Annotated in this window: 11 protein-coding genes; 5 read left to right on the top strand and 6 right to left on the bottom strand. The window is 70.6% G+C overall.

Annotated features, from left to right (window positions below):
- Nucleotide 1: 1 nt before the first annotated feature.
- The 4 genes from ACZ5NH_RS20940 to ACZ5NH_RS20925 all read right to left on the bottom strand — a co-directional run bounded on the left by ACZ5NH_RS20940 (nucleotide 2) and on the right by ACZ5NH_RS20925 (nucleotide 3,362).
- Nucleotides 2-742, bottom strand: a complete 741-nt coding sequence (locus tag ACZ5NH_RS20940; protein ID WP_468777232.1) for a DUF4111 domain-containing protein — start codon at nucleotides 740-742, stop codon at nucleotides 2-4.
- Nucleotides 743-760: 18 nt separating this feature from the next.
- Complete coding sequence (locus tag ACZ5NH_RS20935; protein ID WP_451553597.1) at nucleotides 761-1,867, bottom strand: amidohydrolase family protein; 1,107 nt, start codon at nucleotides 1,865-1,867, stop codon at nucleotides 761-763.
- A 148-nt stretch (nucleotides 1,868-2,015) separates the two neighbouring features.
- The gene (locus ACZ5NH_RS20930; RefSeq protein ID WP_388621135.1) at nucleotides 2,016-2,336 is read right to left on the bottom strand and encodes a hypothetical protein; all 321 of its coding nucleotides are present in this window, start codon (nucleotides 2,334-2,336) and stop codon (nucleotides 2,016-2,018) included.
- 69 nt (nucleotides 2,337-2,405) lie between these two features.
- Entirely contained in the window at nucleotides 2,406-3,362 is a 957-nt protein-coding gene (locus ACZ5NH_RS20925; protein WP_468777408.1) for a heme o synthase, read from the bottom strand.
- Between the two features lie 376 nt (nucleotides 3,363-3,738).
- On the opposite strand from ACZ5NH_RS20925, the gene tkt reads away from it, so the two are divergent.
- From tkt to pgl, 5 genes are read left to right on the top strand one after another with little or no spacing between them, the layout of a single operon-like run.
- Nucleotides 3,739-5,826: a transketolase gene (gene tkt / locus ACZ5NH_RS20920; RefSeq protein WP_451553596.1), complete on the top strand. Its 2,088-nt coding sequence runs from the start codon at nucleotides 3,739-3,741 to the stop codon at nucleotides 5,824-5,826.
- Between the two features lie 33 nt (nucleotides 5,827-5,859).
- Entirely contained in the window at nucleotides 5,860-6,978 is a 1,119-nt protein-coding gene (tal, locus tag ACZ5NH_RS20915) for a transaldolase (RefSeq protein ID WP_468777230.1), read from the top strand.
- A 1-nt stretch (nucleotide 6,979) separates the two neighbouring features.
- Nucleotides 6,980-8,518, top strand: coding sequence for a glucose-6-phosphate dehydrogenase (gene zwf, locus ACZ5NH_RS20910; RefSeq protein WP_388621142.1), 1,539 nt, complete (start codon nucleotides 6,980-6,982; stop codon nucleotides 8,516-8,518).
- Nucleotides 8,515-9,570, top strand: coding sequence for a glucose-6-phosphate dehydrogenase assembly protein OpcA (opcA, locus tag ACZ5NH_RS20905; protein WP_468777228.1), 1,056 nt, complete (start codon nucleotides 8,515-8,517; stop codon nucleotides 9,568-9,570). The genes zwf and opcA overlap by 4 nt, the downstream gene beginning before the upstream one ends.
- Nucleotides 9,567-10,349: a 6-phosphogluconolactonase gene (pgl, locus tag ACZ5NH_RS20900; protein ID WP_388621145.1), complete on the top strand. Its 783-nt coding sequence runs from the start codon at nucleotides 9,567-9,569 to the stop codon at nucleotides 10,347-10,349. Before opcA ends, pgl begins: the two co-directional genes overlap by 4 nt.
- Before the next feature lie 65 nt (nucleotides 10,350-10,414).
- Here the strand turns inward: pgl and ACZ5NH_RS20895 are convergent, their stop codons facing one another.
- Entirely contained in the window at nucleotides 10,415-11,254 is an 840-nt protein-coding gene (locus ACZ5NH_RS20895; protein WP_468777406.1) for a carbohydrate ABC transporter permease, read from the bottom strand.
- Nucleotides 11,255-11,276: 22 nt separating this feature from the next.
- Nucleotides 11,277-12,629 (bottom strand): ABC transporter permease subunit, encoded by a 1,353-nt coding sequence (locus tag ACZ5NH_RS20890; protein ID WP_468777226.1) that lies wholly within the window; start codon nucleotides 12,627-12,629, stop codon nucleotides 11,277-11,279.
- Nucleotides 12,630-12,633 lie beyond the last annotated feature (4 nt).

Here is a 12,633-nt window from a genome sequence, read left to right as displayed (position 1 = left end):
GTCACCCGTAGGTGGTGACCAGCGTGTCGATCGCCGGGCCGAGGTAGGCACGGGTCAGCTCGGCACGGCGGTCGCGCCAGTCCTGGGCGGCCGGGGCGGGGTCGTCGTCGTAGCGCCGGCGGGTGATGTCCTCGACGACCTCGACGGGAGCGCCCAGCGCCGGGAGTTCGGCGAGTGCCTCCCGCTTGGAGACCAGCCGCCCGTCGCGCAGGGTCACGGTGGCCCGGGCGAAGGTGAGCAGGCCCAGGTCCACCCACACGTCCTGCCGCCACAGCCGGGCCTTGTCCACCGCCGGGCGCCAGTAGTCCCGCTGGTCCCGTACGACGAAGTCGTGCAACTGCCGCTCCGGCACCGGCGGGAGCAGCCCGGCCGGGGATCCGCCGTACAGCACCCGCCCGAAGTCGTGCAGCTCGCGCCGGGTGACGGGGGTGACCGGGCGGCGCAGCAGGCGTCCGTGGGCCCAGGTGAGGTGCGGGCGGTCCGGGTCGCCCAGGGTGGCCGGGGTCAGATAGCTGCAGTGGAGTTTCGGGGCGAGGGGTTCGGCCCGCAGCCGCCGGTGCAGGGCCGCCACCCGCCGTACGGTCCCGAGGCGCACCGGGCCCGGCAGTACGGCGATCAGGTCCAGGTCGCTGCGGCCCTCCTGATAGTCACCGCCGGCCAGTGAGCCGTGTGCCCACACCCCGCGGGGCCGCAGCGGCGTGAGTCCGTCGAGGAACCGGTCGAGCAGCGATGCGGTCGGCATCCGCCCAGTCTGGGCAGCTCACTCCAGTCCGTAAACCCGGCGCGCGTTGTCCGCCGCGACCATCCGGGCCACCCTCTGGGCGTCCTCCAGGGACCAGGCTCCCTCGGCGACCCAGATGCCCAGGACCCGGGCCAGGGCCTCGCGGAACAGCCGGGCGCCGACGACGTGCAGCTCGGGCAGGCCATGGGCGCCGGTGGAGAAGAGGATCTTGCCGAAGGGGGCCAGCTCCAGGATCTCGGCGAGGACGGTGGCCGCACGGGCGCCGGTGCGGACCAGTGCGGCGCCGGAGTCGGTGTAGACGTGCGGGAAGACGCCGGCCAGATGCGCGGCGTGGCGATGGTACGGGTAGCCGTGCAGCAGGATCAGGTCGGTGCCGAGGCCTGCCGTGGCCCGCACGAAGTCGGTGAGCAGCACGGGGTCGGTACGGTCGATGCGGGACGCCGGTTCGCCGAGCCCGGCGTGCAGTTGGAGCGGGAGGCCGGAGGCCACGGCGATCCACAGCAGATGCCGTAACAGCACCGGGTCGGTGAGCGGCCCGCCGACCCGCCGACCGGCCAGCCAGCGGCCCGCCGCGCCCCGCACCTCCCCCGGTCCCGGCGGCTCGGGCGCGAGCGCCAGGCCGTGTCCCAGCCCCGCGACGGAGGTGAAGGCGACCGCGTTCGCGGCGGCGCCGTGCACCGACTCGGCGAGGTTGGCGAGGAAGGACTCGACGGTGCCGGAGGTGTCGGCGACCTGCTCTGCGAGCTGCTCCAGCCGGACGATTTCACGGGCGTCGGCATCGCCCGTGGACGCCAGCTCAGCCGGGCCGGTGAGGTCACCGGGCAGGCCGGTGTCGACGAGGTAGGTGGTGATGCCGCTGCCGCGCAGCAGCCTGCGCCCCGCTTCCAGGACGCCCAGTTCCCGGCGCCGGGCCAGATAGCGGGCGGGCGGGCAGTGCGGTTCCAGTCCGAGCAGGGGCGGGCACCAGCGCCGTACGGCGAATCCCGTCTGGGTGTCGAAGAGGGTGGTGCCCGCTGCGGGTGGGCCCTCGGTGCGGGCGAGTTGGGCCTCGAAGGTGCCGAGGCCCAGCTCTGTTCGCAGTACGCCGTGGCAGTACTGGTCCACGAGGGACGGCGTTTCGATCATCCCGGACTCCCCGTGTGCACCGGCTTTCGCGGCTTAACGAGTGAACGGGGTTCGAGGTCGCGGATGGGCTCGGGAATGCGCGTTCGTCTGCGGCTACCGGTCCGTCATGGTCGCCCGCAGTTCCCTGCCCCCTTCAGGGGCGCGCTGTTCAGCCGCCGATCTGAATGCCGGCCATCCGCTTCCATTCGTACGAGCCCGTCTTCACCTTCGCCGCGAACTCGCCGTCGAAGGACTCGTGGACGGTGATACCGGCCTTCTCCACCGCCTGCTGGGCGATCTCGGTGCTGGGGGCCACCAGGTCGCCCCAGCCGCCGTCCTCGCCGACGAGGACGATGCGGGCGCCGCGCTCGCCGATGTAGGCCACCTGGCCCTCGGCGCCGCCGTGGGCCTTGGCGAAGGCGCTGATCTCCCGGGCGAGCTTTGCGGCCTTGCGGTCGGCCCTCGCGTCAACCTGCTGCGTGTCTGCCATGGCCAGGATGCTACTCGTGGGTAGATCGACTGGCGAGAGCAGGGCTCTGTGACGTACGCCCGGCGTGTGTCAGCGCAGGAACGGGTCCACCGCGATCGCCACGAACAGCAGCGACACATAGGTGATCGACCAGTGGAACAGCCGCATCTCCTTCAGCTTCACGCCGGTGGCCTCGGCCTTGGCCCGGTTCTGCAGCGCGTGCGCCTCCCACAGCCACCAGCCGCCGGCGGCCAGCGCGACGGCCGTGTAGAACCAGCCGGTGTAGCCGAGCGGGGTGAGCAGCAGGGAGACGGCGACCATCACCCAGCTGTAGATCACGATCTGCTTGGCGACGACCTTGTTGGAGGCGATCACCGGCAGCATCGGTACGCCCACGCGCGCGTAGTCGTCCTTCACCTTCATGGACAGCGGCCAGTAGTGCGGCGGGGTCCAGAAGAAGATCACCAGGAACAGGATGACCGGCGCCCAGGAGAGCGAGTCGGTCACGGCCGACCAGCCGATGAGCACGGGCATGCAGCCCGCGATGCCGCCCCACACGATGTTCTGCGAGGTACGCCTCTTGAGGAGCATCGTGTAGACGACGACGTAGAAGAGGAGTGCGCCGAGGGACAGCCAGGCGCTCAGCCAGTTGACGGTGAATCCGAACAGGAGCGTCGAGACGACCGCGAGGGTGATGCCGAAGGCGAGGCACTCGGGCGGGCTGACCATGCCGGTCACCAGCGGGCGCTGCGAGGTGCGGTCCATCAGGGCGTCGATGTCCCGGTCGATGTACATGTTGAGCGCGTTGGCGCCGCCCGCGGAGAGGTAGCCGCCGATGCAGGTGAGCAGGACCAGCCCCAGGTCCGGCACACCCTGCTGCGCCAGGAACATCACCGGAACGGTGGTGATGAGCAGCAGCTCGATGATCCGCGGCTTGGTCAGAGCCACGAACGCCTTGACACGGGCCCCGAACGGCCGGTGAACCGGGCCCTGGCTCGCACCACGAACCACACCCGCTGGACGGGATTCGACGGCCGTCACGCACACCCCTGACAGAGACTCCCAGCGAGCCTTCCCGGTGAAGTCGCGGTAAAGGCTCGCGCGTACCACGCCACTTTAGACGTTGCCCATACCCCGGCCTTCGCGGGGGTGGGGTCGTGTTGGCGTACGCCCCATAAGAGGGGACGGGTCACTCGATTGAGCGCTCAGATGACCAGGTCCGTATTCATGTGCCAAATGCCGTGTCGGCGCAGTCGGGAGGCGGATCCGACAGAGTCCCGGCAGTCTGGAAACACTCGAAAAAATGCACGTCCTTGCGAGGGTAGGCTCGTCAGCGGCCGGCGGGCAGAAGCGCGCCGGCGGCCGGGTGGGCGCATGCCCCGAAGACCGGCGACCGACATGTGGAGAGGAGCCCTGACCCAGGGTGAGCACCAAGCCGACCACCACAGACCTTGAGTGGACCGAGCTGGACCAGCGGGCCGTGGACACCGCCCGGGTCCTGGCCGCCGACGCCGTACAGAAGGTCGGCAACGGCCATCCCGGTACGGCGATGAGCCTGGCCCCGGCCGCCTACACCCTCTTCCAGAAGGTGATGCGGCACGACCCGGCCGACCCGGAGTGGGTCGGGCGCGACCGCTTCGTGCTGTCCGCCGGCCACTCTTCCCTGACCCTCTACACGCAGCTCTACCTGGCCGGCTTCGGCCTGGAGCTCCAGGACCTGGAGTCCTTCCGTACCTGGGGTTCGAAGACCCCGGGTCACCCGGAGTACGGGCACACCAAGGGTGTCGAGACCACCACCGGTCCGCTCGGCCAGGGTGTCGCCAACGCGGTGGGCATGGCGATGGCCGCCCGCTACGAGCGCGGCCTGTTCGACCCGGACGCGCCGCAGGGCGAGTCGCCCTTCGACCACTTCATCTACTGCATCGCCGGTGACGGCTGCCTCCAGGAGGGCATCTCCGCCGAGGCGTCCTCGCTGGCCGGCCACCAGAAGCTCGGCAACCTGATCCTGCTGTGGGACGACAACCACATCTCGATCGAGGGCGACACCGAGACGGCCGTCTCCGAGGACACCGTCAAGCGCTACGAGGCCTACGGCTGGCATGTGCAGCGCGTGGAGGCCCAGGAGAACGGCGACCTGGACCCGCGGGCCATCTACGCCGCGATCCAGGAGGCGAAGAGGGTCACGGACAAGCCGTCCTTCATCGCGATGCGCTCGATCATCGCCTGGCCGGCCCCGAACGCCCAGAACACCGAGGCCGCGCACGGCTCGGCGCTGGGCGATGAGGAGGTCGCGGCCACCAAGCGCGTCCTCGGCTTCGACCCGGAGAAGAGCTTCGCCGTCGAGGACGAGGTGATCACGCACACCCGCAAGGCCCTGGAGCGCGGCGCCCAGGCGCGCGCCGAGTGGGAGAAGTCCCTGCAGGTGTGGCGGGACGACAACCCCGAGCGTGCCGCCGAGTTCGACCGCATCAGCAAGGGCGAGCTGCCCACCGGCTGGGAGGAGAAGATCCCGGTCTTCGAGCCGGGCAAGGGCGTCGCGACGCGTGCCGCCTCCGGCAAGGTGCTGCAGGCGCTCGGCGCGGTGATCCCCGAGCTGTGGGGCGGCTCCGCCGACCTCGCCGGGTCGAACAACACCACCATCGACAAGGAGAGCTCGTTCCTGCCCGAGGGCAACCCGCTGCCCGAGGCCAAGCCGTACGGCCGCACCATCCACTTCGGCATCCGCGAGCACTCCATGGGCGCCGAGATGAACGGCATCACGCTGCACGGCAACACGCGTGTCTACGGCGGTACGTTCCTCGTCTTCTCCGACTACATGCGCAACGCGGTGCGCCTGTCGGCCCTGATGCACCTGCCGGTGACGTTCGTGTGGACGCACGACTCCATCGGCCTCGGCGAGGACGGCCCCACCCACCAGCCGGTCGAGCACCTGGCCTCGCTGCGCGCCATCCCGGGCCTGAACATCGTCCGCCCGGCGGACGCCAACGAGACCGCCATCGCCTGGCGGGAGATCCTGGGCCGCTGGACGAAGGAGTTCGGCAAGGGCCAGCCGCACGGCCTCGCGCTCACCCGCCAGGGCGTGCCGACGTACGAGCCCAACGAGGACGCGGCCAAGGGTGGCTATGTCCTGTTCGAGGCCGACGGCGGCGAGCCGCAGGTGATCCTGATCGCCACCGGTTCCGAGGTGCACGTGGCCGTGGAGGCGCGTGAGCGGCTCCAGGCCGAGGGCGTGCCGACGCGTGTCGTGTCGATGCCGTCCGTCGAGTGGTTCGAGGAGCAGGACCAGGGGTACCGGGACTCCGTGCTCCCGCCCTCCGTCAGGGCCCGTGTGGCCGTGGAGGCGGGCATCGGGCTGACCTGGTACCGCTATGTCGGGGACGCCGGCCGCATCGTTTCCCTGGAGCACTTCGGTGCTTCCGCCGACGGCAAGGTGCTCTTCCGCGAGTTCGGCTTCACTGCCGAGAATGTGGCCGCCAAGGCCCGGGAATCCATCGCCGCCGCCCAGCGCTGACGCTCATATACGACACGTAGGAGATGTAATTCCATGACAGACGCACTGAAGCGCCTCTCCGAGGAAGGCGTGGCGATCTGGCTGGACGACCTGTCGCGCAAGCGGATCACGTCCGGCAACCTCGCCGAGCTGATCGACCAGCAGCACGTCGTGGGCGTCACCACCAACCCGACGATCTTCCAGAAGGCGATCAGCGGCGGTGACGGCTACGAGCAGCAGGTCGCCGACCTCGCCGCCCGGAAGGTCACCGTCGAGGAGGCCATCCGCATGATCACCACGGCGGACGTCCGCGACGCCGCCGACATCCTGCGCCCGGTCTTCGACGCCACCGGCGGCAAGGACGGCCGGGTCTCCATCGAGGTCGACCCGCGCCTGGCGCACAACACCAGGGCCACCGTCGCCGAGGCCAAGCAGCTGGCCTGGCTGGTGGACCGTCCCAACACCCTGATCAAGATCCCGGCCACCGAGGCGGGTCTGCCGGCCATCACCCAGACGATCGGTCACGGCATCAGCGTCAACGTCACCCTGATCTTCTCCCTGGAGCGGTACCGGGCCGTCATGGACGCCTACCTCTCCGGCCTGGAGAAGGCCAAGGAGCGCGGCCTGGACCTGTCGCTGATCCACTCCGTGGCGTCCTTCTTCGTGTCCCGCGTGGACACCGAGATCGACAAGCGCCTGGACGGCATCGGCACCGACGAGGCCAAGGCGCTGCGCGGCAAAGCCGCCGTCGCCAACGCGCGCCTCGCCTACCAGGCGTACGAGGAGGTCTTCTCCTCCGACCGCTGGCAGGCGCTGGAGAACGCGGGCGCCAACAAGCAGCGTCCGCTGTGGGCGTCGACCGGTGTGAAGGACCCGGCGTACCCGGACACGCTGTACGTCACCGAGCTGGTCGCGCCGAACACGGTCAACACCATGCCGGAGGCCACGCTGGAGGCCACCGAGGACCACGGCGAGATCAGCGGCGACACCATCGCCGGCACCTACGAGCAGGCGCGTGCCGACCTCGACGCGCTGGAGAAGCTCGGCATCTCGTACGACGACGTCGTGCAGGTGCTGGAGGACGAGGGCGTCGAGAAGTTCGAGGCGTCCTGGAACGACCTGCTGAAGTCCACTCAGGCGGAGCTCGAGCGCCTTGCCCCTTCGGAGGGCTGAGTTGTCACCCCTTTCCGGTTCCGGAGCGAACCCGCTTCGTGACCCGGCCGACCGACGGCTCCCGCGTATTGCGGGGCCGTCCGGTCTGGTCATCTTCGGTGTCACGGGCGACCTGTCCCGCAAGAAGCTGATGCCCGCGGTGTACGACCTCGCCAACCGGGGTCTGCTGCCGCCGGGCTTCTCGCTGGTGGGCTTCGCCCGCCGCGAGTGGGCGCACGAGGACTTCGCGCAGGAGGTCCACGACGCCGTCAAGGCGCACGCCCGTACGCCGTTCCGCGAGGAGGTCTGGCAGCAGCTCATCCAGGGGATGCGCTTCGTCCAGGGCACCTTCGACGACGACGACGCCTTCGAGCGCCTGCGCTCCACCATCGACGAACTGGACAAGGCACAGGGCACGAGCGGCAACTTCGCCTTCTACCTGTCGGTGCCGCCGCGCTCCTTCCCGGTCGTCATCCAGCAGCTGAAGAAGCACGGGCTGGCCGACCAGTCGAGCGGTTCCTGGCGGCGCGCGGTCATCGAGAAGCCGTTCGGCCACGACCTGAAGTCGGCCGAGGAGCTCAACAAGGTCGTGCACGAGGTGTTCGAGCCGGACCAGGTGTTCCGCATCGACCACTACCTCGGCAAGGAGACCGTCCAGAACATCCTGGCGCTGCGTTTCGCCAACACGATGTTCGAGCCGATCTGGAACCGGTCCTTCGTGGACCATGTGCAGATCACCATGGCCGAGGACATCGGCATCGGCGGCCGGGCCGGCTACTACGACGGCATCGGCGCCGCCCGTGACGTCATCCAGAACCACCTGCTCCAGCTCATGGCGCTGACCGCAATGGAGGAGCCCGCCTCCTTCGACGCGGACGCGCTGGCCGCGGAGAAGGAGAAGGTGCTCGGCGCGGTACGGCTGCCCAGGGACCTGGGCCGCAGCACCGTGCGCGGGCAGTACGCGGGCGGCTGGCAGGGCGGCGAGAAGGTCATCGGCTACCTCGAAGAGGACGGCATCGACCGGAAGTCGAAGACCGACACGTATGCGGCGATCAAGCTGGAGATCGACAACCGCCGCTGGGCGGGCGTCCCCTTCTATCTGCGCACCGGCAAGCGCCTCGGCCGCCGGGTGACGGAGATCGCCGTCGTCTTCCAGCGGGCCCCGCACTCCCCCTTCGACACCACGGCGACGGAGGAGCTGGGCCAGAACGCGATCGTCATCCGCGTCCAGCCGGACGAGGGCGTGACCGTGCGGTTCGGTTCGAAGGTGCCGGGCACCTCGATGGAGATCCGGGACGTCTCCATGGACTTCGCCTACGGCGAGTCCTTCACGGAGTCCAGCCCGGAGGCGTACGAGCGCCTGATCCTGGACGTGCTGCTGGGCGACGCCAACCTCTTCCCGCGCACCGAGGAGGTCGAGCTGTCCTGGAAGATCCTCGACCCGATCGAGGAGTACTGGGACAAGCACGGCAGGCCCGCGCAGTACCAGTCGGGCACCTGGGGCCCCGCCGAGGCGGACGAGATGCTCGCACGAGACGGACGGAGCTGGCGCCGCCCATGAAGATAGACCTGACCGACACCACCGCCGGCGACATCAACAAGGCGCTCGTCCAGGGCCGCCGCGCCATCGGCACCCCCGCCGTCGGCATGGTCCTGACCCTCGTCATCGTCACCGACGAGGAGAACGCCTACGACGCGCTGAAGGCCGCCAACGACGCCTCCCGCGAGCACCCCTCGCGCACGCTGGTGGTCATCAAGCGGGTCTCCCGCAGCCCGCGCGACCGCACCTCCTCGCGTCTGGACGCCGAGGTGCGGGTGGGCGCGGACGCGGGCACCGGCGAGACGGTCGTGCTGCGGCTGTACGGCGAGGTCGTGGGCCACGCGGACTCGGTCGTGCTGCCGCTGCTGCTGCCGGACGCGCCGGTGGTCGTATGGTGGCCGGTGAACGCCCCGCTGGACCCGGCGAAGGACCCGCTCGGCGCGCTCGCCCAGCGCCGGGTCACCGACACCTACGCCGCCGAGCAGCCGGTGCGGGAGCTGTCCGCCCGCGCCGAGGCCTACACGCCCGGCGACACCGACCTGTCCTGGACCCGGATCACGCCGTGGCGTTCGATGCTCGCGGCGGCCCTGGACCAGGTCACTTGTGAGGTGCGGGCCGTCGAGGTGGAGGGCGAGGAGTTCAACCCGAGCTGTGAGCTGCTGGCGATGTGGCTCGCGGACCGGCTGGACGTACCGGTGAAGCGGTCGCTGTCGGGCGGCCCGGGCCTCACCGCGGTCCGCCTGGACACCAGCTGCGGCCCGATCGTCCTGGACCGCGCGGACGGCACGCTGGCCACGCTGTCCATCGAGGGCCAGCCGGCCCGCGCGGTGGCGCTGAAGCGGCGGGAGACCGCCGAGCTGATCGCGGAGGAGCTGCGCCGGCTCGACCCGGACGACACCTACGCGTCGGCGCTGCGCTACGGCGTGGAGCGGCTGAACACGGTCCCGGAGCAGTCCGGTCAGGAGCCGGTCGCCGAGCCCCAGCCCGAAGCGGAAGCGGCCAAGGCACCGGCCAAGAGGGCGACGGCCAAGACCGCGAAGAAGGCACCTGCGAGGAAGGCGGCGGCGAAGTGAGCACTCCGCAGCTGGTCGTCCACCGCGACAAGGAACTGATGGCACAGGCCGCCGCGGCCCGCCTGATCACGAAGATCGTGGACGCGCAGGCCTCCCGGGGCACCGCGTCCGTGGTCCTCACCGGCGGCCGCAACGGCAACGGCCTGCTGGCCGCGCTGGCGGCGGCCCCGGCCCGGGACGCCATCGACTGGGGCCGGCTCGACCTGTGGTGGGGCGACGAGCGCTACCTGCCCGAGGGCGACCCCGAGCGCAACGTCACGCAGGCCCGCGAGGCCCTGCTCGACTCGGTCCCGCTGGACCCCGAGCGCGTGCACGCCATGCCCGCCTCCGACGGGCCGTACGGTACGGACGTCGACGCGGCGGCGGAGGCGTACGCGGCGGAGCTGGCGAAGGCGGCCGGGCCGGAGAACCACGGCTCGGTCCCGACCTTCGACGTCCTGATGCTGGGCGTCGGCCCGGACACCCACGTGGCCTCGCTCTTCCCGGAGCATCCGGGGGTGCGGGAGACGGAACGCACGGTGATCGGCGTCCACGGCGCCCCCAAGCCGCCGCCGACCCGGGTCTCCCTCACCCTCCCGGCGATCCGCGCGGCCCGCGAGGTCTGGCTCCTCGCGGCCGGCGAGGACAAGGCGGAGGCCGCGGCCATCGCCCTGTCGGGCGCGGGCGAGATCCAGGCCCCGGCGGCGGGCGCGCACGGCCGCTCGCGCACGCTGTGGCTGCTGGACGCCGCCGCGGCTTCGCAGCTGCCGCGGTCGCTGTATCCGCCGGCTTCGCCGTGACGCTCTTTCACGGATAGGGACGGCGCACGGATGGGGACGGCGGGGACTTCGGTCCCCGCCGTCCCTCATTTCACCGAACCCGCCATCACGCCCTGCACGAAGTGCCGCTGGAACGCGAAGAACACGACCACCGGCACGATCAGGGACAGGAAGGCGCCCGGCGCCAGGACGTCGATGTTGCTGCCGAACTGGCGGATCTGGGACTGGAGTTCCACGGTCAGCGGCTGGGAGGAGCTGTCGGCGAACAGCAACGCCACCAGCATGTCGTTCCAGACCCAGAGGAACTGGAAGATGGCGAGGGAGGCGATCGCGGGCCGGCCCACGGGAAGGACCAGGCGCGTGAAGATGCGCCACTCGCCGCCCCCGTCCATCCGGGCCGCCTCCAGCATCTCCTTCGGCATCTCCGCGAAGTAGTTGCGGAGCAGGAACACGGCGAAGGGGAGGCCGTACGCCACGTGGAACAGGACGACTCCGGGGATCGTGCCGAACAGGCCCAACATGCCGAAGAGTTTGGCCACCGGCAGCAGGCCGATCTGCACCGGCACCACCAACAGGGCCACCACCAGCAGGAAGAGGGGCTCCCGGAAGGGGAAGTCCAGCCAGGCGAAGGCGTATCCGGCGAGGGCGGCGATGACCACGACGAGCGTCGTGGCCGGCACCGAGATCAGGACCGTGTTCCAGAAGGCCTGCGTCATACCGGAGTTCTTCAGCAGGGCCGAGTAGTTGTCGAAGGACAGCCGGCCGGGGCTGGTGAGCGCGGTCCACCAGCCGCCCTTCGCGGTGTCCTGGGCCGAGCGCAGGGAGGACACGAAGAGGCCGGCGAGCGGGGTCAGCCAGACCAGGCCGATCACCACCAGGAAGGCCTGCACCAGGCCGTTGCCCAGGCCCCGCCTGATCGCGTTCATGGCCGAGTTCATCGCTGGCTCCTCATCGTTGACTACGGCGGAAACGGCGGACGTTGAAGACCATCGCCGGGATGACCAGCAGCAGGAGCAGCACGCCCAGCGCGCTGCCGAGGCCCTGGTTGTTGCCGCCGCCGAAGGACACGAGCCACATCTGGGTCGCGAGCACCGTGGCGTCCTCCTGCACCGGTCCGGGCGCGATGATGTAGACGAGGTCGAAGACCTTCATCACATTGATGACGAGGGTCACGAAGACGACGGTGAGCACGGGCGCCAGCAGCGGCACGGTGATGCGGCGGAAGATCTGCCACTCGTTCGCCCCGTCCATCCGGGCCGCCTCCAGCGCGTCCCGGGGCAGGGTCGACAGGCCCGCGCCGATCAGCACCATCGCGAAGCCCGTCCAGATCCACAGGTACGCGCCGATGATCGCCGGGGTGACCAGCGTCGGCCCGAGCCAGGAGACGCCCTGGTAGGGCGCCGCGAAGTTGGACTCGGGCAGTTTCACCGTGTACGAGCCCGCGCGCAGCCCGGGGAAGCGGAAGGAACCGTCGGCCGCAGTGGTCGTGCTCGCGACCGTCTGCCCGTCGCGCACCGCCTGGACGCGCATGCCGGGCAGGCCGCTCTCCTTCGGGTCGACCCGGCCCGGCTTGCCGCCCCCGCCGGGGGTGAAGTCGAGGTAGACGACACCGCGCAGCTCGCCGGGCGCGGCCTTGCGAGAGGCCGCCGCAGCAGCGGGCTCGGCTCCCTTCGGCAGGTCCTTGGGCAGTACCCCGACCATCGGGAGCGCCACCGTGTGGCCGGCGGCGGCGGTCGTACGGTACGAGCCGTCGGGGTCCTGGGTCAGCAGGCCCTGGCGGCCGCGCGCCGTCGGGTACGACGACGTGCCCTCGAAGGCGTCGTGGACGGAGACGACGGCCGCGTTCAGCACGCCCTTGTTCGGGTCCTGGTCGTAGGCGAGCCGGAAGATGATGCCGGCGGCCAGGAAGGACACGGCCATCGGCATGAAGAGCAGGAGCTTGAAGGCGGTGGCCCAGCGGACCTTCTCGACCAGCACGGCCAGGATCAGGCCGAGGCCGGTCAGCAGGGACGGGGCCACCACCACCCAGATGGCGGTGTTGCGGATGGCCTTCAGGGTCGCCGGGTCGCGGAACATCTCGGCATAGTTGTCGCCGCCCACGAACCGGGTGCCGGAGGCGTCGAAGAAGCTGCGGCCGACGGAGAACAGCACCGGGTAGACGACGAGCGCGCCGAGCAGCAGCAGCGCGGGGAAGACGAAGAGCAGGGCGATCAGCCGGGCGCGCCGCCGGCTGCGGCGCCCGCGCGCCTCGCCGGCGGCCCGCGGGCCCGCCTGCTGTTTCACAAGAGTGGTGACGGTCATGTTC

The organism is Streptomyces sp. NPDC031426 (assembly GCF_055581585.1).
Note: the sequence above shows the minus strand (reverse complement) of the source record. Positions and strands in the feature narration are given on the sequence as shown.

What these genes read in the sequence shown, in the direction of transcription:
- ACZ5NH_RS20895 (WP_468777406.1), bottom strand. Translation starts at nt 11,254, where the DNA reads ATGAACGCGATCAGGCGGGGCCTGGGCAACGGCCTGGTGCAGGCCTTC.
- tal (WP_468777230.1), top strand. Translation starts at nt 5,860, where the DNA reads ATGACAGACGCACTGAAGCGCCTCTCCGAGGAAGGCGTGGCGATCTGG.
- ACZ5NH_RS20940 (WP_468777232.1), bottom strand. Translation starts at nt 742, where the DNA reads ATGCCGACCGCATCGCTGCTCGACCGGTTCCTCGACGGACTCACGCCG.
- opcA (WP_468777228.1), top strand. Translation starts at nt 8,515, where the DNA reads ATGAAGATAGACCTGACCGACACCACCGCCGGCGACATCAACAAGGCG.
- ACZ5NH_RS20930 (WP_388621135.1), bottom strand. Translation starts at nt 2,336, where the DNA reads ATGGCAGACACGCAGCAGGTTGACGCGAGGGCCGACCGCAAGGCCGCA.
- ACZ5NH_RS20890 (WP_468777226.1), bottom strand. Translation starts at nt 12,629, where the DNA reads ATGACCGTCACCACTCTTGTGAAACAGCAGGCGGGCCCGCGGGCCGCC.
- ACZ5NH_RS20935 (WP_451553597.1), bottom strand. Translation starts at nt 1,867, where the DNA reads ATGATCGAAACGCCGTCCCTCGTGGACCAGTACTGCCACGGCGTACTG.